Origin of the sequence: Vibrio sp. SCSIO 43009 (assembly GCF_023716525.1) — a bacterium.
In the GTDB taxonomy this organism is placed as follows: domain Bacteria; phylum Pseudomonadota; class Gammaproteobacteria; order Enterobacterales; family Vibrionaceae; genus Vibrio; species Vibrio alginolyticus.
The window spans coordinates 622,562-646,809 of sequence record NZ_CP071842.1 but is presented as its reverse complement, the minus strand read 5'-3'; the positions used below and the strand labels follow the sequence as shown (position 1 = coordinate 646,809).

Below are 24,248 nucleotides of genomic sequence, written 5' to 3'. Positions count from 1 at the left end.
TTATGGGTTATTTTTTAAGACGTTTGTCGTTCTATCTTGTCGCGCTCTTAGTTGCAGCGACGTTAAACTTTATTATTCCGCGAGCAATGCCTGGTGACCCAGTTACCATGATGTTTGCTAATGCTTCAGTACAGGTGACTCCAGAACGAATCGCAGCAATGAAAGAACTGCTCGGTTTCGTTGATGGGCCAATTTACATTCAGTACTTCTCGTACATTAAAAACATTCTAAGTTGGGAATTGGGCACCTCAATCCAGTTCTACCCACTTTCAGTTAATTCTTTACTAGGTAGTGCATTTGGCTGGTCACTATTTCTAGCTGGTACTGCGGTTGTACTTTCTTTCTCCATCGCTTCTGTCCTTGGTATTTTTGCCGCCTGGAAGCGCGGTAGTAAGTACGATGCATTCGTAACGCCTGGCACATTGATCATTCAAGCTATTCCACAAATGGTTATCGCAATGTTAGCGCTGTTTACCTTTGCGATTGGCCTGAAATGGTTCCCATCTGGCTATGCTTACACGCCAGGTACTATTCCTGATTGGACAAGCTGGGAGTTCATCAAGAACGTGGGTTACCACGCTGTACTACCTCTATTCTGTGCAACCATCGTTCAAATTGGTGGCTTCCTAGTTAACATGCGTAACAACATGATCAACCTTCTCGCCGAAGACTATATCACGATGGCTAAAGGTAAAGGGCTGAGTGAAAACCGCGTCGTCTTTAATTACGCCGCACGTAACGCACTACTTCCAAGTGTTACCGCACTGTCTATGTCTTTAGGTATGGCCATTGGAGGTCAATTAATCATCGAGATGATTTTCAACTACCCAGGCCTAGGTACTGTTCTATTGAACGCAATTCACGCTCGTGACTACCAAGTACTTCAAGGTCAGTTAATTATCATGACGATGTTCATGCTGTGCTTCAACTTAATGGCTGACATGCTGTACATGATTCTAGACCCTCGCCTACGTACGGGAGGCAAATAATCATGAAAGAACTATTCAAACTTATTTTAGGTAACTCATTCGCTCGAATCGGTCTTGGTATTGTTACCGTATTCGTATTCGTTGCGATCGCAGCTCCTTTACTTACAAAGCATGCGCCAGACAAGCGAACCGGTAATCCACACGAATACCCTAGCTTTGTCGTAAAACAGGCACAAAACAACCCTGATGGTTGGGTCGCTAAAAACCTAGCAGACGATCGTCGTACACTGCTTATGTCTAAAAAGGCCGACCACGTATTAGGTACTAGCCGAATGGGTCGCGATATCTGGTCGCAGGTGGCTTACGGTGCACGAGTATCACTGGGTGTAGGCTTTGGTGCTGGCATCATCGTGTGTTTCTTAGCAACAGTCATTGGTATATCGGCAGGTTACTTCGGCGGTAAAGTGGATGACATATTGAGTGCCGCAATGAACATCATGTTAGTAATTCCGCAGTATCCATTGCTATTCGTGCTGGCGGCCTTTATCGGTGAAGCAGGCCCACTCACCATTGCCTTGATTATCGCTGGTACTTCTTGGGCATGGGGTGCACGTGTTGTCCGCTCTCAAACTATGGCACTACGCGAGAAAGAGTTCGTTAAAGCTGCCGAAGTATTGGGAGAGTCTTCATTCCGTATCATCTTCGTTGAGATTTTACCAAACCTTATCCCGATTGTCGGTGCGAGCTTCATTGGCTCAGTAATGCTGGCGATCAACACTGAAGCGGTCATTTCGTTCCTAGGTTTGGGTGATGCCAACACGATCAGTTGGGGCATCATGCTTTACAACGTGCAAACCTCATCAGCCATGCTGATTGGCGCATGGTGGGAAGTACTAGCACCTTGTATTGCCCTAACACTACTGGTTACTGGTCTTGCTCTGTTGAACTTTGCCGTTGACGAAATTGCGAACCCTCAACTTCGTTCTCACAAAGGCATGAAACGCTGGAAAAAACTAGCAGCAAAAGACAAGAAAGAGCGTGAGCCTGAACTGGCACCACAAAATGCACTATGGAGCGGAGATAAATAATCATGACTGCACCACTAATTTCCATCCGTAACCTATGCGTAGACTACATCACAGACGCGGGCGATGTCCGCGCCTGTAACAACGTGAGCTTCGACATTGCACCAGGTGAAGTATTCGGTCTGGCTGGTGAATCTGGCTGTGGCAAATCCACTGTTGCCTTCTCACTAATGCGCCTTCATAAGCCGCCAGCGTTTATCACAGGTGGTGAGGTGATCTTCAACGGTGAAGATATCCTTCAGTACAGCGATGATCGCATGCAAGCGTTCCGCTGGAGTGAAATGTCGATGGTATTCCAGAGTGCGATGAACGCTTTGAACCCTGTTCTAACCATGGAAGAGCAGTTCTGTGACGTCATCATGCGTCATACCAATATGACTCGCGCTCAAGCAAAAACACGCGCTGAAGGTCTGCTGGAAATCGTTGATATCCACCCTAGCCGATTGAGTGATTACCCGCACCAGTTCTCTGGTGGTATGCGTCAACGTCTAGTAATCGCAATCGCTTTGGCTCTGAACCCAAAAATGATCATCATGGACGAACCGACTACCGCATTGGATGTAGTGGTTCAACGTGAAATTCTACAAAAAATTTACGCGCTTAAAGAAGAGTTTGGTTTCTCAATTCTGTTCATCACACATGACTTGTCATTGATGGTCGAGTTCTCGGATCGTATCGGCATCATGTACTCAGGTGAGTTGATTGAAGTCGCGCCTTCTAAGCAAATTCTGGAAAGTCCTTACCACCCTTACACCAAAGGTTTGGGTAGCTCTTTCCCTCCACTAACTGGACCAAAGACCAAATTGACTGGTATTCCAGGTAACCCGTTGAACTTGCTAGAAGTACCACGGGGCTGCCGCTTCCAAGCTCGTTGCGATCGCGTACATGAAGCATGTACACGTGTACCAACCCAATTACGTCAAATTGAACCAGGTCGCCTCTCAAATTGCCATTTGTACGGCGACACCATTGCTCAAGCTAAGGTTTAACAACAAAAAAACGCTAGCTAAGAACAAAAATTACACTGGAGAGAATTATGAGCAAACAATTCGGCGAACTGCTGATTGAGGGTAAAAATGTCGTTAAGGACTTCCCTTTAAACAGTAACTCAATCAAACAATCTAAGATGCGCGCAATCAACGACGTCTCTTTCAAAATGTACAAGAGCCGCGGCTTGTCAGTGGTAGGTGAATCTGGTTCAGGTAAGTCTACTACTGCAAAAATGATTGCAAAAATGTACGCACCAACCGATGGCATCATTGAATACAAAGGTCGTGATATCCAAGACATCACCTCTCGTCACGATTTAATGACCTACCGTGAAGGTGTACAAATGGTGTGGCAAGACCCGTTTGGCTCGCTAAACCCAACGCACAATATCTTCCACCATATTGCGCGCCCGCTGCTGATTCATAAGAAAGTAGCACCGGGCAACAAGAAAGAACTGGAAGAGCGTGTGTACGACCTACTTGAACAAGTTGGTCTTATTCCACCAAAAGAAACGGCGCAAAAGTTCCCGCACCAGCTATCTGGCGGTCAGCGTCAACGTGTAAACCTAGCTCGTAACATCGCAGTTGGTGCAGAAGTGGTATTGGCGGATGAGCCAACATCGATGCTCGATGTATCAATCCGTGCCGGTGTTCTGAACTTGATGGAAGAGATGAAGTTCGAGAAACAAATGTCTCTGCTTTACATCACTCACGACATCGCAACAGCGCGTTACATTGCTGAAGATCTCGCGGTCATGTACGTAGGTCACATGGTTGAATGGGGCGATACTGAAGAAATCATTCACGATCCTCAACACCCATATACGCAACTGTTGGTATCTGCGGTTCCAGATCCATCGAAGTCTATTCACGAGAAACTGAAAGGCAACAAAGGGGAAATCCCACTTTGGACACCAGAATCTGTCGGCTGTCCATTTGCTGGACGTTGTGTACACGCTACCGACAAATGTCGCGAACGACTACCGGGCGTCACTCAACTGTCCGACAACCACTTTGTCCGCTGTTACTTATTTGAAGATTAATCATAACGAGGGTCAGGTTCAGCCTGGCCCATTCCTGTTTTTATCGTTTCCCGGAGACATTGAATGCTGCTACTGACTAACCACATTGGTTATGAACGTCTGGGCCCAAAGAAAGCCATTATCCAGACCGAACAACCACACTTGTCTTCTTACACTGCTCAATTGATTTGTGCCACTAGCGAGCAAACCGTGGCAACTTTTGCGGTTGAAGAACAAGGTAAAGTGGCGAACTGGCATCAGGGCTATTTCTACCTCATCGACTTTTCCTCTTTCACAACGTCAGGTGACTATTTCTTGCAAGTAGAAGATACGCGCTCTTCCTCTTTCATCGTTGGCGAACACATTCTGTTGGATCAAACTTTGTCAGATGTGATCCACTACTTCAAATCGCAACGTTGCGGCGGGATCTTCGATCAACAAGATCGACAACTTCCAGTACTAAACTCCAATAAAAAGGTTGATGTACACGGCGGCTGGTACGACGCATCAGGAGACGTTAGCAAGTATTTAAGTCACCTTTCATACGCGAATTATTTGAATCCTCAACAAACCCCAATGGTGGTTTGGAACATCCTAAAAGGGGTTTCATTGCTTGAAGGAAGCGAAGACATTGCAGCTTTCACACGTACACGTCTGATTGAAGAAGCCCTGTTCGGTGCAGACTTTCTTGTGCGTATGCAAAACGAAAAAGGCTTTTTCTACATGACGGTCTTTGACAAGTGGAGCAAAGATACTGCGCAACGCGAGATTTGCGCGTACGAAACTCAACTTGGTCACAAATTTGACGACTATCAAGCAGGCTTTCGACAAGGTGGCGGTGTCGCCATTGCAGCGCTAGCGGCAGCGTCGCGTTTAAGTGTTCACGGTGAATACGATCAACAAAAATACCGCAACGCTGCCGAAAATGGTTACTGGCACTTAAAAGAGCACAATACGCAGTACCTCAATGATGGGGAAGAAAACATTATCGACGAATACTGTGCGCTACTGGCTTGTGTAGAACTGTTTAAAGCAACCAAAGAAACTCGCTACTTGGAAGAGAGCCGTTTGTGGGCGCAACGTTTAGTTGCACGCCAAATGAGCGACGAGCAGATTCAACACTTTTGGTCAGCAAACCAAGACGGCAGCCGTCCATATTTTCACGCAGCCGAAGCTGGTCTACCAGTTATTGCCCTATGCGAATATCTATCAATTGAAGACGACTCAGCACGAGCGGAATCGGTAAAACGTATCGTCAACCTAGCGTGTGAGTTTGAGATCACAATATCGAATAAAGTGATCAACCCATTCGGTTACCCTCGCCAATATGTTAAAGGCGTAAATGAGTCAAAACGCGAGGCATTTTTTGTCGCACACAACAATGAATCTGGCTATTGGTGGCAAGGCGAGAATGCTCGACTGGGCTCACTCGCGACCATGGCGTACCTTGCTCAACCGCATATAGCGTCGCAAGAAGTACAGCAACAACTTTCTGTGTTTGCTCAAGATGCATTGAACTGGATTGTAGGCTTAAACCCATACGACATGTGCATGCTAGATGGCCATGGTCGTAACAACCCTGATTACCTCCCTCAATATGGTTTCTTCAACGCAAAAGGTGGCGTGTGTAACGGAATCACTGGCGGCTTTGAAGACGAGGAAGACATTGCATTTAACCCACCAGCACAAAAAGAAGACGTGTTACAAAACTGGCGCTGGGGCGAACAGTGGATCCCGCATGGCGCTTGGTACTTACTCGCGATAATGAGTCAAGCTCAGCATGTTTCTCAGTTGGCGACCTCTAAAAATATGAAGGAAGAATAATCATGGGAATGTATTTTGTCGGTATCGATGGTGGCGGCACGTCATGTCGAGCCAGGATTAAAGATTCACAAGGTAATTTTCTTGGCGAGGCCAAAAGCGGCAGTGCCAACATCATGCTAGGTGCTGAAATAGCAATGGCTTCGATTCTTGAATCCATCACTTCGGCTACCGAGCAAGGCGGTCTGACACAACAAGATTTCGCGTCGATGCACGTCGGCTTAGCCCTTGCTGGCGCAGAGCACAAAGCATCTTGGCAAGCCTTCATGTCTCTTCCTCATCCATTTGCCAGTATGACTCTGAATACCGATGCCTACGGTGCGTGCGTTGGTGCGCACAATGGCGAAGATGGCGCAATCATGATTGCGGGAACCGGTTCTTGTGGCATCTACCTTAACGGATTGGAGCAACACGTTGTCGGTGGTCGTGAGTTCCCTATTTCGGATCAAGGTGGCGGCGCAGTGATGGGGCTACGCCTAGTTCAGCAAGTTTTGTTAGCTGAAGATGGCATCAGAGAAAAAACGCCCCTAGCACAACACGTTATGACGCATTTCGAAAATGAGGTCGACAACGTGGTGGCGTGGTCAAAACAGGCGCTTCCTCGTGATTATGGGCAGTTTTCTCCGGCTATTTTCCAACATGCGGAACAAGGCGATGCACTGGCCATTGAAATGCTGAAGCAAACCGCAGCGGATATAGAAATGTTTCTCGTGGCATTAAACAAGCGCGGCGCAACACGTATTTGTTTAATGGGCAGCATAGCTGAACGCATTGTACGTTGGCTTTCACCACCAGTTCAGCAATGGATTGTTGAGCCACAGTTTGACGCGATTGAAGGCGCAATTATGTTTGCTGGCAAACCAGAACATAACCTTTACTCGCTCAGTGCGGCGTAGGAGTAGATATGGAATATCGTGTTGATCTCGTAGTCCTTTCTGAGCAGAAACAAAACTGCCGCTTTGGCCTCACCTTTCATAACTTGAGCGACCAAGACCTAAACAGCTGGAGCTTAACTTTCGCTTTCGATCGTTACATTCTTCCAGACAGCGTTTCAAATGGTCAACTGACTCAAATTGGTAGTTTTTGCACACTTAAACCAGAAGGGGTGGTACTGGCTGCCAACCATCACTATTACTGTGAATTCAGTATTGGTTCGAACCCATTCCGTTATTACTCGGATGGCTTTAACGAAGCGATGATCAACTTTGTCGTTGATGGAAACCCACAGCGCGCACAAGTGGATGTCACGCCTATCGTATTAGCTTCACCATACCGTGAACGCAGTGAGATTCCGGCAAGTTTAACCCATGCACAGCCCTTGCTGCCAAAACCAAACCATATTGAGGTCAGCGATCACTATTTTAGCTTTGATCATCATGCTGGCGTCGCGGTTTATTCAAGCCTGGCCAATTCAGCTAAAGAATGGCTACTTGAAGAGCTTAAGCGCATTCACCAATTTGAGTTCGCATCAGACAATGGCAGTCAGATCATCTTCAAAGGCAACCCAACCTTGGATGAAGGCGCTTACAAACTGAAAGTAGCCGAAGAGTCAATCAAAATTGAAGCAGGATCTTCGTCTGGTTTTACCCATGCTTGTGCAACGTTATTACAACTAGTCAAAGTTGGCGATCAACCTAACTCAATGGAAGTAGTTTGCTGTTCAATCAAGGACAGGCCACGCTTTCGTTACCGCGGTATGATGCTCGATTGTGCTCGTCATTTTCACTCCGTTGAGCAAGTCAAACGCTTGATCAACCAACTGGCTCATTACAAGTTCAATACGTTCCATTGGCATCTTACCGACGATGAGGGTTGGCGAATTGAAATCAAATCACTGCCTCAACTGACCGATATTGGTGCTTGGCGCGGATTGGATGAGATCAATGAACCACAGTACACGCACTTTGATGAACGTTACGGCGGCTTCTACACGCAAGAAGACATCAAAGACGTTATCGAATTTGCATCGCAACGCGGCATCACCATCATTCCTGAAATTGATGTACCTGGTCATTGCCGAGCCGCCATCAAGTCGTTACCACACCTATTGGTAGAAGCGGAAGATACCACCGAATACCGCAGTATTCAGCATTACAACGACAACGTCATTAACCCTGCTCTGCCGGGGAGCTATGAATTTATCGACAAAGTGCTAGAAGAAGTCTCTGCACTTTTTCCTGCGCCTTACGTTCATATTGGTGCCGACGAAGTACCTAACGGCGTATGGTCAAAAAGCCCAGCATGCCAAGCACTAATGGAACAACTGGGTTACAGCGACTACAAAGATTTGCAAGGACACTTCTTGCGTTATGCCGAAGACAAACTTCGTAAATTGGGCAAACGCATGCTGGGCTGGGAAGAAGCTCAACACGGCGACAAAGTCAGTAAAGATACGGTGATCTACTCATGGCTAAGCGAAGAAGCGGCCTTGAACTGTGCTCGCCAAGGCTTTGATGTGGTGCTGCAACCAGCACAAACCACTTACCTAGATATGACCCAAGACTACGCACCTGAAGAACCGGGCGTGGACTGGGCAAACCCACTGCCACTAGAAAAAGCTTACAACTACGAGCCGCTCGCTGAAGTGCCTGCTGACGACCCAATACGTAAGCGCATTTGGGGCATTCAAACAGCATTATGGTGCGAAATTATCAATAACCAACCTCGCATGGACTACATGATCTTCCCTCGTTTAACTGCAATGGCAGAAGCATGTTGGACAGACAAACAACACCGAGATTGGACCGACTATTTATCACGCTTGAAAGGCCATCTACCTCTGCTTGATTTGCAGGGAGTGAATTACCGTAAACCGTGGAAGTAATACAAAACTGATGTCGAAACATCACGCTTGAAGAGTTTTTAAATTTTGGCTGCTGATGCAGCTTCGTAAAAAGGAAAGACACAAATGAAATACGGCTATTTCGATAACGAGAATCGCGAATACGTCATCACTCGCCCTGACGTACCAGCACCATGGACCAACTACCTAGGTACTGAGAAGTTCTGTACGGTTATCTCGCACAACGCGGGTGGCTACTCGTTCTACAACTCTCCAGAATACAACCGTGTTACTAAATTTCGTCCAAATGCGACATTCGATCGCCCAGGACACTACGTTTACTTGCGTGATGATGAGACAGGTGATTACTGGTCAATCTCTTGGCAACCAGTTGCGAAGAGCCTAGACGAAGCAAACTACGAAGTTCGTCACGGCTTGTCTTACTCTAAGTTCAAATGTGAATACAGCGGTATTACCGCAACAAAAACTCTGTTCGTGCCAAAAGGCGAAGACGCTGAAATCTGGGATGTAGTGATTAAAAACACCTCTGACAAACCACGTACGATCAGTGCATTCTCATTTGTTGAGTTCTCATTCAGCCACATTCAATCTGATAACCAAAACCATCAGATGTCTCTGTACTCAGCAGGTACGGCTTACAATGAAGGCGTGATTGAGTACGACCTGTACTACAACACCAACGATTTCGAAGGTTTCTACTACCTAGCTTCAACATTTGATCCAGATTCATACGACGGTCAACGTGACAGCTTCCTTGGCCTATACCGTGACGAAGCAAACCCGCTAGCGGTAGAACAAGGTAAGTGTTTCAACACAGCACAAACGTGTTACAACCACTGTGGCTCTTTGCATAAGCAATTTACTATTCAGCCGGGTGAAGAAGTTCGCTTTGCTTACATTCTAGGTATCGGTAAAGGCAACGGTGAGCGTCTACGTGCTAAGTACCAAGACCTTGCAGAAGTCGACAACGCATTTGCGGGTATCAAAACACACTGGGATGAGCGCTGTGGCAAGTTCCAAGTGAAATCACCAAACGAAGGTCTAGATACCATGATCAACGCTTGGACGTTATACCAAGCGGAAACTTGTGTGGTGTGGTCTCGTTTTGCTTCGTTCATCGAGGTGGGAGGTCGTACTGGTCTTGGTTACCGCGATACAGCGCAAGATGCAATCTCAGTTCCTCACGCTAACCCAACAATGACGCGCAAACGTATCGTTGACCTACTGCGCGGCCAAGTGAAAGCGGGTTACGGTCTACACCTATTCGATCCAGATTGGTTCGATCCAGAGAAAGCTGACGTTAAACCATCGAAATCTCCAACAGTAGTTCCAACACCTTCTGATGAAGACAAGATCCACGGCATCGAAGACACTTGTTCCGATGACCATCTATGGCTAGTTCCAACCATCTGTAAGTACGTGATGGAAACCGGTGAGCACAGCTTCTTCGACGAAGTGATCCCTTACGCCGACGGTGGCGATGCAACGGTTTATGACCACATGAAAGCCGCGCTAGACTTCTCGGCTGAATACGTAGGTCAAACCGGTATCTGTAAAGGTCTGCGTGCAGACTGGAACGACTGTCTGAACCTAGGTGGCGGCGAATCGTCAATGGTGTCGTTCCTACATTTCTGGGCACTGCAGGAGTTCATCGACCTAGCGAAATACCTAGGTAAACAAGCCGACGTTGAAAAATACACGGTGATGGCAGCAAACGTTCGTGAAGCGTGTGAAACCCACCTTTGGGATGACGAAGGCGGTTGGTACATCCGTGGTCTGACGAAGAATGGCGACAAGATCGGTACTGCGCAACAAGCGGAAGGCCGAGTACACCTAGAGTCAAACACACTTGCGGTACTTTCTGGTGCGGTATCTCAAGAGCGCGGCGAAAAAGCGATGGACGCTGTCGATGAGAACCTGTTCTCTGAATACGGCCTTCACCTAAACTCACCATCTTTTGCAACACCGAATGATGATATCGGCTTCGTAACTCGTGTTTACCAAGGCGTAAAAGAGAACGGTGCGATATTCTCGCATCCAAACCCATGGGCTTGGGTAGCTGAAGCGAAACTGGGTCGTGGTGATCGTGCAATGAAGTTCTACGATGCGCTAAACCCATACAACCAGAACGACATCATCGAAAAACGTATTGCAGAACCATACTCATACGTTCAGTTCATCATGGGTCGTGACCACCAAGACCACGGTCGTGCAAACCACCCATGGTTAACAGGTACGTCAGGCTGGGCTTACTTCGCTGTTACCAACTTTATTCTTGGTGTGCGTACAGGCTTCGATGGCCTAACTATCGATCCATGTATCCCAACGAACTGGCCAGGTTTCGAAGTGACTCGCCAATGGCTAGGAGCAACGTACAACATCAAAGTCGTTAACCCAGACTCAGTAAGCAAAGGCGTTAAGTCGATTACCGTGAACGGTGAAGCTGTAAATGGTGCATCTGTACCAGTTCAAGCGGAAGGTTCAGTAAACGAAGTTATCGTTACTCTAGGTTAATCATCTTTTGGGGGAGTCCTTCTCCCCTTTTGATTTATCCGGTGCATTTATGTTTTACAAGTGCATCGGTTCGCTAGCAAAGATTTAAGACGCGGTGGGATGCCGCTCTTATCGAGGATCGAATCATGATCAAATTTGGTACAGGCGGTTGGCGTGCATTTATTGGTGAGGAGTTCACCAAAGATAACGTACGCTTGGTTGCCCAAGCAGTTGCAAACATCACGAATAACGAATCGGTTGCTGATCGCGGTTTTGTGATTGGCTATGACCGTCGTTTTCTTTCCGATAAAGCAGGTCGTTGGTTCGCTGAAGTTCTAGCAGCAAACGGTATTATGGTTAGCTTTATCGACAAATTTGTCCCAACACCTATCGTAATGTTTAAAGCGAAAGAAATGGGCTGCGCATACTCGGCATGTATTACCGCATCACACAACCCTGCCGATTACAACGGCATTAAAGTCTTCATTGAAGGCGGTCGTGACGCAGATGAAATCATCACCCAAAAAATCGAATCACAAATAGACGCGCTCACTGCGCACGATGTAAAAAGCGTCGACTTTGAACAAGCGGTTGAAGATAAGCTGATTGAAATCATCAATCCGATGAACGAATTCGTTGACTCAATCATCGACTTTATCGACATCGAAGCGATCAAGAAGGCGAATTTACGTGTTTTGATCGACCCAATGTTTGGTGTCGCGAAAAACGCACTGCAAACCGTATTAATCAACGGCCGCTGTGACGTTGATGTGATTAACGATGGCAAAAACCCAGATTTCGGTGGGTTAATGCCTTCGCCAAGCGCTGCAACACTCTACCGTTTGATGCACCTAGTGAAAGAGCAAGGTTACGATATTGGCATCGGTACTGATGGCGATGCGGACCGTCTTGGTATTATCGACGAAAAAGGTAACTTCATTCATCCAAATGAAGTGCTACTGCTGCTTTACTACTACCTACTTGAATACAAAGGCTGGAAAGGCTCCGTGGTACGTAACATCGCAACCACCCACCTTCTCGATAAAGTCGCCAAAGATCATGGCGAGAAATGCTTTGAGGTTCCTGTAGGCTTTAAGCACATCAGCTCCCAAATGGAAGCGGATGACTCACTGATTGGCGGGGAAAGCTCTGGTGGCCTAACCATTCGCGGCCACATCAAAGGTAAAGACGGCGTATTCGCATCAAGCCTATTGGTAGAAATGATTTCAGTAACCGGCAAGAAGCTGTCTGAGTTGCTGGATGAAATCTACAGCAAGTACGGCTATGCCTACATGGCAGAAGGCGATTGTAAGTTCAAACCAGCGCAAAAAGACGTACTGTTCAACAAGATTTATGTTGAAAAGCAGTTGCCTGAGTTTGAGTTTGAAATCGAAAAAGTCAGCTATGAAGATGGTGCGAAAGTCTACTTCAAAAACGGCGGTTGGATCATCGCCCGCTTCTCTGGCACTGAGCCACTGCTACGAATTTTTGCAGAGATGCAAGATAAGGACACTGCGGAACGTGTTCTTCAACAGTTTAAAGACTTCTTGTCTTTATAACTGAACCTTGTGCCCGCTTCGAGCACTATGATGAGAGTCGACGCTGTCTGAAAAGGCGCTCATCAACAGGAGAAGAGCACTTGCCCGGCTCCACAGCCGGGCTTTTTTATTGTATGTTGGAAAGTCGTAAACGAGATAGCAAAGATACTCAGGAGCGTTAAGCAAATGCCAGGACGCCTTGCGTTTCAATTTTCACCGCGACGGACTCACCTATATTTAATGCTTGCGAAGCTGTAGCTAACAAACGGTCACCATTCGCGTTAATCACATAACGGCAGTGATCACCCATAAAATGCTGTTCCAATACGGTTACCGAACTATCTTCATCGGATTGAATTTGTACATGCTGCGGTCTTAGCAGTAAAGAGCACTCCGCCTGTACTGGAATATCTTGTTGAGCCGTGGCTTCAACCACGCCCAAGTGGGTTTCATATTCTGAATTCGAAACTCGTTTAGCAGCAAGGTAACTGCCACCACCTAAGAAATCAGCGACAAATTTACTTGAAGGTTGGTAGTAAAGCTCAGGTGCTGTGCCATATTGCTCGATGACTCCATTGTTCATCACTGCCATTTTATCGGCGAAAGCAAAAGCCTCTTCACGGCTATGCGTAACAAAAATGGCAGTCACACCTTGGGCCTTAAAAATCTTACGGATCTCACTTATCAACTCATGGCGAACTTGCGTATCAATATTAGAAAACGGTTCATCCAGTAACAGTAAGTCTGGGCTGTAAGCTAATGAGCGAGCAATCGCAACACGCTGCTGCTGTCCACCAGACAATTGATGAGGATAACGATCGCCATAACCTTGAAGATGCACGAGTTCTAACATCTCTTGAACTTTGGCATTTTTCTCTTTTGTCGAGCACTGCTTTAAGCCAAAGGCAATGTTTTGCTCCACCGTCAAGTGAGGAAAAAGTGCGTAATCTTGGAAAATCATCCCTATATTACGCTGTTCTGGCGGCAACCAGTTTTCCCCATCATCAATTGTGACGCAATTTAGACTCATTTCGCCTGACGTTAACGGCAATAATCCCGCAACGGCCTTTAATAGTGTTGTTTTCCCACAGCCACTAGCTCCTAGCAAACAGACAATCTGCCCTTGTTCTACCTCAAGAGACAATGATTCGAGTACGGTTTGATCGTCATATTGGCACGTTAGGTTTTTAATTGATAATGCACAGCTCATCAGTGATTTTGCTCCAGTGAACGGTTAACAACAACAAGCGGGATCAACCCAACAAGAACCAACAGAACCGCTGGCAAAGCGGCCAATTCTAAATGCTCATCCGAGGCGAAGTTATAAACGTATGTGGCTAGTGTTTCAAAGTTAAACGGACGAAGTAACAAAGCCGCATTGAGCTCTTTCATTGACTCGATAAACACTAATAAAGCCGCAATCAGTGCACCGCGCTTAACCAGCGGAAAGTGCACGCGCCACAGCATGGCATTGGGCTTACAACCCATAGTGCGCGATGCCATATCTAACGACGGAGAAATTTTATTTAAATTACTTTCGATACTACCAATCGCTACCGCGGAAAAGCGCACAACCATGGCAAATACTAGTGCGAACATGGAACCAGAAAAGATAAGTCCCGGCCTTCCCCACTCCATGGCTTTAGCAACGTCGTTGACACGATGATCCATAAACAGCACAGCGACCATCACACCGATGGCTAGTACCGTTCCTGGTACTGCATAGCCCATAGAAGAAAGACGCATAAATGCCAAGCTTTCTCGTTTACCATTGACTCGATGGGTAAAGTTAACGATCAGTGCGACAGCAACACCAATAATCGCAGCAATAACAGACACAACTAAGCTATTCCATGCGTATTCACGAAACTCTGAGGTCCAACTCTGTGCAAAATAAGTGATCGCATAATCAATCAGCTGTAGTAGCGGCAAAATAAACGCGACCGAAACCAAGCCCCAGCACCAAACTAGTGCGGTCCACTTTTTCCAGCCCGTCAACTCGTAACGAAAATCTTCGTGACTGTTAAATTGGCTTTGAAAAAGCTTTTGTTTACGGCGGCTGTATCGTTCTGCACTAAGAAGCAGTACTACAATGACAAGCATCATGGCAGAGATCTTGGCTGCCGCATTAAGATTAGAGTACCCCAACCAAGTATCGTAGACCGCTGTGGTTAACGTATTCACCGCGAAGTAACTTACCGTACCAAAGTCACCAATGGTCTCCATTGCGACCAATGATAAACCCACTGCGATAGAGGGTCTTACTAACGGCATCGAGATGCGCCAAAAACTTTCCCATGGAGAGCACTTGAGCAAACGCGCGCTTTGCAATAAAGAGACATTTTGCTCCATAAACGCAGCCCGGCACAATAAATACACGTAAGGATACAACACCAAAGCCAACACAAAGGTCGCACCAGGCAACGTACGAATGTCAGGGAACCAATACTCGCCAGGTCCCCATCCGGTTACATCACGCAAAAAGATCTGAATCGGGCCTGCAAAATCAAACCAATCAGTAAAAATATAACCAATGATATAACCTGGCATTGCAAGAGGTAGCACCAATGCCCACTGCAACCATTTTTCGGTCGGCAGTTTACACATGGCCATTATCCAAGCGCTTGGAATACCAAGAATTAAGGACAGCACCATTACGCCAACAGTTAGCGCAACCGTGTTAAAAATATAAGTCGGCATGACCGTTGCCATTAAATGAGCAAACAAATCATCCGTTTCACCAATTGCGGTGTAGAAGATCGCTAAGATCGGCAAAACCAGTAGCAGAGTTATTACCCCACTACTGGTTTTCCATAAAGAGTGTTTATCTTTCATCGCCTAATTACTGCAAGGCTGTATGAAATACAAATGCTGTTGCAAATACATCTCATATCCTTTAATCAAATGGGGGTACTGTTATACCCCCACAAGGAATTAAAGGTCAAATTTCACTTCGTCTAATAGCTTAATTGCCGCTTCGTGGTTGGCTGCAATATCGTCTAGAGAAAGCTTGTCTGCTTTAAAGTCACCCCAAGATTCCACAAGCTCAGAACGCTTCACGCCTTCTTTAACTGGGTACTCATAGTTAACTTCTGCGTACATTTGCTGCGCTTTGTCACCCGTTAGGAATTCCATTAGCTTCACAGCATTGTCTTTGTTTGGAGAGTACTTCGCCATCGCCATACCAGAGATATTCACGTGAGTGCCTGTAGTCTCTTGGTTAGGGAAGTTGATGTAAACTGCATCAGCCCAAGCCTTTTGCTCTTTGTCGTTAACCATTTTACCTAGGTAGTAGCTGTTACCCAGAGAAACATCACATAGGCCTTCTTTGATCGCTTTAACTTGTGCACGGTCGTTGCCTTGTGGTTTGCGAGCAAGGTTTGCTTTCACGCCTTCCAACCACTCTTTGGTTTCTGCTTCGCCATTGTGAGCAATCATTGCTGAAACTAGAGAAACGTTGTACGGGTGCTTACCGCTACGAGTACAAATTTTACCTTTGAACTCTGGCTTAGCTAAGTCTGCGTAGTTGAAATCTGCGCCTAGTTTACCTACGCGATCACGTGATGAATAAACGCTACGAGAACGTAGAGTTAGAGCAAACCACTCATTCTCTTTATCTTGGTATTGAGCAGGTACGTTTTCTTCAATGATTTTGCTATCGACTTTCTGAACTAAACCTTTGTTTGTCAGTTCAGCTAGACGGCTGATGTCTGTCGTAAGAATAACGTCAGCAGGGCTGTACTCACCTTCTTGAGCTAGCTTTTCTGCTAAGCCTTTTTTAGCAAATTTTACGTTTACTTTGATGCCAGTTTCTTTAGTGAACTCATTGAACATAGGTTCAACTAGGAAAGGTTGACGGTAAGAGTAGACGTTCACTTCTTCAGCAGCCATTGCTGTTGGAGCTAGAGTAGCGCAAGTTAGTGCTGAAAGAGTTAGCAGTTTTTTCATTGTTTAATCCTTTACCATGCTAATGATAACGTTTATCAGTTGCGTTATTATATGTATGTTCAATAAGAAGACAATGACGAATATTAAAAAACCTGCTCATCGGAGCAGGTTTTATTGTGTTAAGTGTGTAACCATTTATTACAAGCTAATGATTATTTCACCGTAACAAACTCTGGGTAAGCACCAACACCACAATCATGCATGTCCATACCTTCCATTTCTTCATCTTCTGTAACGCGAATCCCAACGGTTGCTTTCAAGATTGCCCACACAACTAGGCTGGCACCAAATACCCAAGCAAAGATAACTACGGCACCTAAAAGCTGTGCACCAAACGTTGCATCACCGTTGCTCAGTGGCACTACCATTAGGCCGAAGAAACCACACACACCGTGAACTGAGATAGCACCTACTGGATCGTCAATTTTAAGTTTATCTAGAGCAATGATACTGAATACTACTAGTGCACCCGACACCGCACCAATCGCAACCGCGTACAGTGGTGATGGCGATAGAGGGTCTGCAGTGATGGCAACCAAGCCAGCTAGCGCGCCATTGAGAATCATCGTTAAATCGGCTTTACCCCAAGTAGTTTTACAAACGAATAGCGCCGCAATTGCACCGGCAGCCGCTGCTGCGTTAGTGTTTAGAAAGATCTGACCTACCGCTGTAGCATTCTCAAAATCTGAAACCATCAACTGAGAGCCACCGTTAAATCCAAACCAGCCAAACCAAAGGATAAAAGTACCCAACGTTGCCAAAGGCATGTTAGAACCTGGAATCGGATAGATTTCACCATTTTTACCGTACTTACCCTTACGCGCGCCAAGCAGTAACACACCAGCAAGAGCAGCAGAAGCACCTGCCATATGTACGATACCAGAACCCGCAAAGTCACTAAATCCAGCTTCTGCTAGGAAGCCTCCACCCCATGTCCAGTAACCTTCCATTGGATAGATAAACGCAGTTAAAATCGCAGAGAAAATCAAGAAAGACCAAAGCTTCATGCGCTCAGCTACCGCACCAGAAACGACGGACATGGCAGTTGCAACGAAGACAACTTGGAAGAAGAAGTCAGACTCTAAAGAGTGGTCGGCCCCTTCACCTTGAGTACCAATTAGCGTACCAAATGAAGGTAACCAGCCTCCTTCTCCATTATCGACATACATGATGTTATAACCGACAATCAGAAACATCGTACATGCGATGGCGTACAAACAGATGTTCTTCGTAAGAATTTCTGTTGTGTTTTTAGAGCGCACAAGGCCAGCCTCTAGCATCGCAAAACCTGCTGCCATCCACATTACCAACGCACCGGAAATGAGGAAGAAAAAGGTGTCAAGTGCGTAACGTAACTCGGTTACTGTTGTTGTTAATTCCATAATAAGTATCTCCAATCCTTTGAATTCTTAAAGTGCTTCTGCGTCCATTTCGCCAGTTCGGATACGCACCGCTTGGTTCAGATCGTAAACAAAAATTTTACCGTCGCCGATTTTTCCGGTTTGCGCAGCTTTTGTAATTGCTTCAACAACGCGATCTACATTGTCTGCGTGAGTCGCGATTTCAATTTTCACCTTTGGTAGAAAATCGACTTGATACTCTGCACCGCGATACAATTCCGTGTGACCTTTTTGACGACCGAACCCTTTAACTTCTGATACTGTCATCCCTTCGATACCGACATCAGCCAATGCTTCCCGTACATCGTCTAATTTAAACGGCTTAATAATGGCATTGATTATTTTCATTGAGTTATCTCCGAAGCTTTCATCCTGAAACACTTCTTATAATCCAATCTACGTGCCAAGTTTTTAAGTTATTGAATAATAAAAACTAACCTCAATTTACATATCTATAAACAAAAAGGGCGCACCATATCGGTGCGCCCTTTTCACAAATTTAAAGCAACGGCAGAGAAGTTACCCAAAACTGTGCATTAAATGTTCAAAAAGTCTTTCCACTGTTCGATAAGTGCCATGAAATCCTCTATCCCACAACTTGCTGTACTTTCTGCATTGTAGAAGTCGAACTCACTTTCCATCTCGACATCATATTCATGGGCTAATGCGTTTTCTTGTACAAGAACTTCGTCGCCCTGAATCATCAAGCTAATTTCCGTGCCTGTTAGGTTATGCTCCTGAGAAGGCGCTGAAAATGACCGCTCAATTAGCTTTTCAACCTGTGCAATCTTCATCGGATCTTTGCCAATTTCTTCTTGCAACCAGCGCCCTACAATCTCATGTCCCATGCTACATTTTACGTAGTACTCGCCCATCAACGTGTTACGAATGAATTCAAATTCCACCGAGATTGCCTATTTCGTATCAATTTGGTGCGAGTATAGCGAATTGCTCCCATAAAAAAAGCACCTCATATGAGGTGCTTTCGAATTGTGCATTTCTGATTATGCCGGTTCTTGGAAGATCACTTCGTCCGCTTTCTTGGTGTATTGATCCATTTTATGGAAGTTCAAGTAGCGGTATGTATCCGTTGCCGTAGCGTCGATTTGCTTCGCGTATTCTAGGTATTCTTCTTTGGTTGGAATCTTACCTAGAATTGCACCTACTGCAGCTAGCTCAGCTGACGACAGGTAAACATTCGCACCAGTACCCAGACGGTTCGGGAAGTTACGCGTTGAAGTCGACATTACTGTTGATTTATCTGCAACACGCGCTTGGTTACCCATACAAAGTGAACACCCTGGCGTTTCAATACGCACCCCTGCACGTCCGAAGATACCGTAGTAGCCTTCTTCAATCAGTTGGTCTTTATCCATCTTTGTTGGTGGCGCTACCCAAAGGCGCGTTGCTAACTGGCCATTGAACTTATCAAGCAATTTACCTGCTGCGCGGAAGTGACCGATGTTCGTCATACAAGAGCCGATGAACACTTCATCAATCGCTGTGCCTTGTACTTCAGACAACAAACGAGCGTCATCTGGGTCATTCGGTGCACATAGTACTGGCTCATTGATTTCAGCCATATCGATTTCAATCACATGTGCGTATTCAGCGTCTTTATCTGCTTGCATCAGCTCAGGGTTTGCTAGCCACTCTTGCATTGCAGTAATGCGGCGCTCGATAGTACGGCGATCACCGTAGCCTTCAGAGATCATCCACTTCAGCATCACGATGTTAGAGTTTAAGTACTCTTCGATCGACTCTTGAGACAATTTCACAGTACAACCTGCCGCAGAACGCTCTGCAGATGCATCAGAAAGCTCAAATGCTTGCTCAACCGTTAGCGTTTCTAAGCCTTCAATCTCAAGGATACGGCCAGAAAATTCGTTGATCTTGCCCGCTTTTTCTACCGTTAGTAGCCCTTGCTGAATCGCGTAGTAAGGGATGGCATGAACAAGATCACGCAGTGTAATACCCGGTTGCATTTCACCTTTAAAACGAACCAAGATTGACTCTGGCATGTCTAGCGGCATAACGCCTGTCGCAGCTGCAAAGGCAACCAAGCCCGAGCCAGCTGGGAATGAAATACCCAGAGGGAAACGAGTATGTGAGTCACCACCCGTACCAACAGTATCCGGCAGTAGCATACGGTTCAGCCATGAGTGGATAATACCGTCACCAGGACGAAGAGATACACCACCGCGGTTCATAATAAAGTCCGGAAGTGTATGGTGAGTGTTAACGTCTACTGGTTTTGGATAAGCCGATGTGTGACAGAAAGACTGCATGACAAGATCAGCAGAGAAGCCGAGACACGCCAAGTCTTTAAGTTCATCACGAGTCATAGGGCCAGTAGTATCTTGCGAACCTACTGTCGTCATTTTCGGCTCACAGTAGGTACCAGGGCGAATGCCTTCTACGCCACACGCTTTACCAACCATTTTCTGTGCAAGCGTGTAACCCTTGCCAGAATCTGCGATTTCACCAGGTTTACGGAATACGTCCGAAGGCTCAAGACCTAGAGACTGGCGCGCTTTGTCTGTCAAACCACGACCGATGATCAATGGGATACGACCACCAGCACGAACTTCATCAATCAGTACTTCTGTTTTTAGCGAGAACTCAGCTAGAACCTCACCAGTTTCGTGGTTGCAAACTTTACCTTCATATGGGTAAACATCGATAACATCGCCCATGTTGAGCTTAGTTACGTCAACTTCGATTGGTAGTGCGCCAGCATCTTCCATTGTGTTAAAGAAGATAGGGGCAATTTTGCCACCAAGCACATACCCACCAGCTCGTTTGTTTGGAACGTAAGGGATATCATCACCCATAAACCAAAGCACTGAGTTGGTTGCAGATTTACGTGAAGAGCCAGTACCAACAACATCACCAACGTAAACCAATTGATGACCTTTGTCTTTTAACTCTTCAATTTGCTTGATCGGGCCAATAGTACCCGGTTGATCAGGGTTTATTCCTTCACGCTCGTTTTTAAGCATCGCCAGTGCGTGTACTGGGATATCAGGGCGAGACCAAGCGTCAGGTGCAGGTGAAAGGTCATCCGTGTTCGTTTCACCTGTTACTTTAAATACGGTTAGAGTGACTTTTTCTTCAAGCTTAGGCTTAGAAAGGAACCACTCAGCATCAGCCCATGATTGAAGTACTTTCTGTGCATGCGCATTGCCTGCTTTTGCTTTCTCTTCTACGTCGTAGAAAGCATCAAACATCAGCAGCGTATGAGACAGCGCTTTTACTGCGATCTCTGCCAGTGCTTCATCATCCAATAGCTCAACTAGCGGTTCGATGTTGTAACCACCTTGCATAGTGCCTAGCAGTTCAGCCGCTTTTTCACGACTCACTAATGGTGATTTAACTTCACCTTTTGCTACTGCTGTTAGGAAACCCGCTTTTACATAAGCAGCTTCATCAACACCTGGAGGGATACGATTTTCAAGTAGGTCAAGAATGACTTCTTCTTCACCTTGCGGGGGATTTTTCAGAAGTTCTACAAGTCCAGCAACTTGTTCTGCGTCTAGCGGTTTAGGAACAACTCCTTCAGCAGCACGCTCTTCGACGTGTTTACGGTAGGCTTCAAGCACGACTTTTTCCTCTCATTGCGGTTCCTCCTCTATTATTACTATTGTTAAAGTAAAGGAGTGAACATCCTTGGAAACTTGGCTCTCCATTGCCCTTGTTTTCATTCAATTATGATTGAGAAACAGCGCCGTAGAGGCCAAACTGTGGGCAAAATAATAGCAAATTTAACCTTAAATTAAAATCTTATCATTTTGACCAACATAGCAACTTACGACTAAAGTTCTGCTAATTTTGACCAAATATGCCAAGTTTTTGCTTTCTCATACCCGATTAATTAAACGATGTTCCTACGATCAAATACACAGCATCCAAATCTTGCTCGGTACGACCGTATGCCAACATTATTGGTCCTATTGGTGAGTCAACACCAAAGAAGATGGAGCCTGCATTGTAAAGCGGCGCTTCGTTTAGTTTCAGATCATTATCAGACCAAACACCGCCATATTCGACCGATGCGCCCAGGTAGACTGGAGCTTCAAACAATCCGAAATCATTATCAAACCACTTATATCGGTACACCAAACTGCTGAAAAATAAGTTCTGTCCGATCAGGCTATTTCTTGGGATTCCCGATAGGCTTAAGAAGCCGCCCAACTCTCTGGGATCAAGCGGTAAAGATGAGTTTTTACTCTCTACAAAACTATATTCAGCATGTCCGACTAAAGTATGACGCTGATGACTCACTGCACCTTTAAATCGTGCAGAGATTTCATAAACGGTATCTTCAATAATTTTGTCAGTTTCTAAAAGGCTAACGCCTTGAGGACTTTGATCATGAGACACTAAATATTCGAGATCGACTAAAAGCCCACGAGTCGGAAATGCGAAATCATCAAGTGTATCTAGGCGATAATTGGCAAACAGGCCACGACGTTCAAAATCCAATTTACCAGCAGAAGCCAAAGTAGAAAGCTCAATATCTCCGGTTGAGTAGCGAGCGCCAAATCGAAGTTCTTGCCACAATGTGGGTTGGATACCTATCGCTAACTCTGTTGTAAAATCATCGTAAGTGACCGGAAAAAAGTCATTTACTGACTCTAAATCTGGTGCTTGAGGCTCTGTTAAAGGTAAGTTTCGGCTCTCACTACCATAGGAAATTCGCCCCGATACAAAAAGTTCTTGGCTAGATAAAACAGGGGAATACAACTCAGCTTCAATCAGCTTATCCGTGCCCATTTCTACGTTGAACGCCAACTCCGCGCCATGAGAGTTTAAATTGGTAAAGTTGGTCGATATTCCTATGCCGTACTGGCTATCTGTATCGAAGTCATCTTCAAGAAAAAATCGGAAGTTGAGATAATTAGGCCCCCACGACTTCTCGTTAACATCAAAAACCAACAATGTCTCACCATCAACCTCTTCAAAGTGATAAGTGATGAGCTCGAACCGATCTAACGCGTAGAGGTTTTCAACGGCTTTCTCAATTTCGGCCGTTGAAATACGACGTCCGGTTTCTAATTCAATACGATTCGTCAACAACACATCGCTGTAGTGCGTGTTATTAACAATCACTATGTCATCAACCACACGCTGATCGCCATAAATCAAAGTTTTACGAACTTCTTGTTTGCGATCGATGTATTTTTGATAGTCCGCGTTGGACAAGCGTAACTCTTTCAGCTTGTCTTTTAATTGCTTGGTAATATCGTACCCAGCTTGAAAAGCCCAAGGCATTTTGTCGAACTCGACGGTTTCCATGGTGCCCACATTGGGACGAATATAGATATCTTGAGGTTCAAGCTCGTCCACTTGCTGTTGTGTACTACGACGAACGAGATAGTTAGAGAGTTGGTCCGCGACAGTAAACAGCCCCGTAAATTCATCTTCGGTTTTGTAGTCGGTGCTAATATCGACGGCAATAACGACATCAGCCCCCATGGCGCGAGCCACATCGACAGGCATGTTATTGACGACGCCGCCATCGACAAGCATATGACCATTGAGCTTATAGGGAGGAAGTGCTCCTGGTACAGACATGCTAGCCATCATGGCATCCACAAGGTAACCATTACCCAGTACGACTTCTTCTAGGGCAAGAATATCAGTCGCAACAGAACGATAAGGAATGGCAAGCTCATCAAAAGAATCGAATCGCCCTAAGTTCCCTGTAGTCTCACGCAATACTCGCAACATGTTCTGGCCTTGCACCACACCCGTTGGTGCTCGTACCTCACCGAACCTTAAGCCGAGGTCGGTATTAATTTGATAGCGGTCTTCATACTCTTTGTCACGAACTCGACGTTGGCTACGGTCAACACGATCTCGATAACCGCTGCCCCAATCGACGGTGTAGATAAAACTCTCAATTTCATCAGCACTCATCCCCGTGGCATAGAGCCCACCCACATAGGCGCCCATACTGGTACCGGTCACAATATCGACAGGGATCTGCATTTCTTCCAATGCTTTTAAAACCCCAATGTGTGCCGCCCCTTTCGCTCCGCCACCAGCGAGCACAACCGCCACCTTTGGTCGAGGTTCCAAGTCATCCGTTTTTGTTAGAGAGTTTGCGAGGGAAACAGAAGGAGTGATCATCAAAAAGGTACTAACCCAAAGCGCAAAGTTGCGAACCGATGGGCTTGATAACAGCTTTTTGAACATTCACTTCTTCCTTTATTGA

17 protein-coding genes are annotated in these 24,248 nt (G+C 45.9%); 9 read left to right on the top strand and 8 right to left on the bottom strand.

Going from position 1 to position 24,248, the window contains the following annotated elements:
• Positions 1 to 2 precede the first annotated feature (2 nt).
• The 9 genes from J4N43_RS03090 (at position 3) to J4N43_RS03050 (ending at position 12,701) form a co-directional block, all read left to right on the top strand.
• On the top strand, positions 3 to 989 hold the full coding sequence (locus tag J4N43_RS03090; RefSeq protein WP_005380038.1) for an ABC transporter permease: 987 nt from the start codon (positions 3 to 5) through the stop codon (positions 987 to 989).
• 2 nt (positions 990 to 991) lie between these two features.
• Positions 992 to 2,017 carry an ABC transporter permease gene (locus J4N43_RS03085; protein ID WP_005380039.1) on the top strand — a complete coding sequence of 342 codons (1,026 nt, stop codon included), beginning with the start codon at positions 992 to 994 and terminating at the stop codon, positions 2,015 to 2,017.
• A gap of 2 nt (positions 2,018 to 2,019) precedes the next feature.
• Complete coding sequence (locus tag J4N43_RS03080) at positions 2,020 to 3,003, top strand: ABC transporter ATP-binding protein (protein WP_005380040.1); 984 nt, start codon at positions 2,020 to 2,022, stop codon at positions 3,001 to 3,003.
• Between the two features lie 47 nt (positions 3,004 to 3,050).
• Positions 3,051 to 4,046: an ABC transporter ATP-binding protein gene (locus J4N43_RS03075; RefSeq protein WP_005380041.1), complete on the top strand. Its 996-nt coding sequence runs from the start codon at positions 3,051 to 3,053 to the stop codon at positions 4,044 to 4,046.
• Positions 4,047 to 4,109: 63 nt separating this feature from the next.
• On the top strand, positions 4,110 to 5,849 hold the full coding sequence (locus tag J4N43_RS03070) for a glycoside hydrolase family 9 protein (protein ID WP_053349851.1): 1,740 nt from the start codon (positions 4,110 to 4,112) through the stop codon (positions 5,847 to 5,849).
• 2 nt (positions 5,850 to 5,851) lie between these two features.
• Positions 5,852 to 6,742, top strand: coding sequence for a glucosamine kinase nucleotide-binding domain-containing protein (locus tag J4N43_RS03065; protein ID WP_005380046.1), 891 nt, complete (start codon positions 5,852 to 5,854; stop codon positions 6,740 to 6,742).
• 8 nt (positions 6,743 to 6,750) lie between these two features.
• Positions 6,751 to 8,670 carry a beta-N-acetylhexosaminidase gene (locus tag J4N43_RS03060; protein WP_054579084.1) on the top strand — a complete coding sequence of 640 codons (1,920 nt, stop codon included), beginning with the start codon at positions 6,751 to 6,753 and terminating at the stop codon, positions 8,668 to 8,670.
• An 84-nt stretch (positions 8,671 to 8,754) separates the two neighbouring features.
• Positions 8,755 to 11,163: a glycoside hydrolase family 94 protein gene (locus J4N43_RS03055; protein ID WP_158159763.1), complete on the top strand. Its 2,409-nt coding sequence runs from the start codon at positions 8,755 to 8,757 to the stop codon at positions 11,161 to 11,163.
• Positions 11,164 to 11,288: 125 nt separating this feature from the next.
• Positions 11,289 to 12,701, top strand: a complete 1,413-nt coding sequence (locus J4N43_RS03050; RefSeq protein WP_158159764.1) for a phosphoglucomutase/phosphomannomutase family protein — start codon at positions 11,289 to 11,291, stop codon at positions 12,699 to 12,701.
• 157 nt (positions 12,702 to 12,858) lie between these two features.
• On the opposite strand, the gene J4N43_RS03045 is transcribed toward J4N43_RS03050, so the two are convergent.
• The 8 genes from J4N43_RS03045 to J4N43_RS03010 form a co-directional block, all read right to left on the bottom strand.
• Positions 12,859 to 13,890: an ABC transporter ATP-binding protein gene (locus J4N43_RS03045; RefSeq protein WP_064376531.1), complete on the bottom strand. Its 1,032-nt coding sequence runs from the start codon at positions 13,888 to 13,890 to the stop codon at positions 12,859 to 12,861.
• Positions 13,890 to 15,515, bottom strand: coding sequence for an ABC transporter permease (locus tag J4N43_RS03040; protein ID WP_005386564.1), 1,626 nt, complete (start codon positions 15,513 to 15,515; stop codon positions 13,890 to 13,892). The genes J4N43_RS03045 and J4N43_RS03040 overlap by 1 nt, the downstream gene beginning before the upstream one ends.
• Before the next feature lie 99 nt (positions 15,516 to 15,614).
• Positions 15,615 to 16,628 (bottom strand): Fe(3+) ABC transporter substrate-binding protein, encoded by a 1,014-nt coding sequence (locus J4N43_RS03035; RefSeq protein WP_005386566.1) that lies wholly within the window; start codon positions 16,626 to 16,628, stop codon positions 15,615 to 15,617.
• 152 nt (positions 16,629 to 16,780) lie between these two features.
• Positions 16,781 to 18,010 carry an ammonium transporter AmtB gene (locus J4N43_RS03030; protein WP_005386568.1) on the bottom strand — a complete coding sequence of 410 codons (1,230 nt, stop codon included), beginning with the start codon at positions 18,008 to 18,010 and terminating at the stop codon, positions 16,781 to 16,783.
• Positions 18,011 to 18,037: 27 nt separating this feature from the next.
• Positions 18,038 to 18,376: a P-II family nitrogen regulator gene (locus J4N43_RS03025; protein WP_005386570.1), complete on the bottom strand. Its 339-nt coding sequence runs from the start codon at positions 18,374 to 18,376 to the stop codon at positions 18,038 to 18,040.
• A gap of 188 nt (positions 18,377 to 18,564) precedes the next feature.
• Positions 18,565 to 18,933 carry a YacL family protein gene (locus J4N43_RS03020; protein ID WP_017635908.1) on the bottom strand — a complete coding sequence of 123 codons (369 nt, stop codon included), beginning with the start codon at positions 18,931 to 18,933 and terminating at the stop codon, positions 18,565 to 18,567.
• Positions 18,934 to 19,032: 99 nt separating this feature from the next.
• Positions 19,033 to 21,630, bottom strand: coding sequence for a bifunctional aconitate hydratase 2/2-methylisocitrate dehydratase (gene acnB, locus J4N43_RS03015; protein WP_005380009.1), 2,598 nt, complete (start codon positions 21,628 to 21,630; stop codon positions 19,033 to 19,035).
• Between the two features lie 268 nt (positions 21,631 to 21,898).
• Positions 21,899 to 24,229 carry a patatin-like phospholipase family protein gene (locus J4N43_RS03010; RefSeq protein WP_033905586.1) on the bottom strand — a complete coding sequence of 777 codons (2,331 nt, stop codon included), beginning with the start codon at positions 24,227 to 24,229 and terminating at the stop codon, positions 21,899 to 21,901.
• Positions 24,230 to 24,248: the final 19 nt, after the last annotated feature.

Bases quoted from the DNA above. Each gene is read 5' to 3' on its own strand.
- J4N43_RS03090 (WP_005380038.1), top strand. From the start codon at position 3: ATGGGTTATTTTTTAAGACGTTTGTCGTTCTATCTTGTCGCGCTCTTA.
- J4N43_RS03085 (WP_005380039.1), top strand. From the start codon at position 992: ATGAAAGAACTATTCAAACTTATTTTAGGTAACTCATTCGCTCGAATC.
- J4N43_RS03080 (WP_005380040.1), top strand. From the start codon at position 2,020: ATGACTGCACCACTAATTTCCATCCGTAACCTATGCGTAGACTACATC.
- J4N43_RS03075 (WP_005380041.1), top strand. From the start codon at position 3,051: ATGAGCAAACAATTCGGCGAACTGCTGATTGAGGGTAAAAATGTCGTT.
- J4N43_RS03070 (WP_053349851.1), top strand. From the start codon at position 4,110: ATGCTGCTACTGACTAACCACATTGGTTATGAACGTCTGGGCCCAAAG.
- J4N43_RS03065 (WP_005380046.1), top strand. From the start codon at position 5,852: ATGGGAATGTATTTTGTCGGTATCGATGGTGGCGGCACGTCATGTCGA.
- J4N43_RS03060 (WP_054579084.1), top strand. From the start codon at position 6,751: ATGGAATATCGTGTTGATCTCGTAGTCCTTTCTGAGCAGAAACAAAAC.
- J4N43_RS03055 (WP_158159763.1), top strand. From the start codon at position 8,755: ATGAAATACGGCTATTTCGATAACGAGAATCGCGAATACGTCATCACT.
- J4N43_RS03050 (WP_158159764.1), top strand. From the start codon at position 11,289: ATGATCAAATTTGGTACAGGCGGTTGGCGTGCATTTATTGGTGAGGAG.
- J4N43_RS03045 (WP_064376531.1), bottom strand. From the start codon at position 13,890: ATGAGCTGTGCATTATCAATTAAAAACCTAACGTGCCAATATGACGAT.
- J4N43_RS03040 (WP_005386564.1), bottom strand. From the start codon at position 15,515: ATGAAAGATAAACACTCTTTATGGAAAACCAGTAGTGGGGTAATAACT.
- J4N43_RS03035 (WP_005386566.1), bottom strand. From the start codon at position 16,628: ATGAAAAAACTGCTAACTCTTTCAGCACTAACTTGCGCTACTCTAGCT.
- J4N43_RS03030 (WP_005386568.1), bottom strand. From the start codon at position 18,010: ATGGAATTAACAACAACAGTAACCGAGTTACGTTACGCACTTGACACC.
- J4N43_RS03025 (WP_005386570.1), bottom strand. From the start codon at position 18,376: ATGAAAATAATCAATGCCATTATTAAGCCGTTTAAATTAGACGATGTA.
- J4N43_RS03010 (WP_033905586.1), bottom strand. From the start codon at position 24,229: ATGTTCAAAAAGCTGTTATCAAGCCCATCGGTTCGCAACTTTGCGCTT.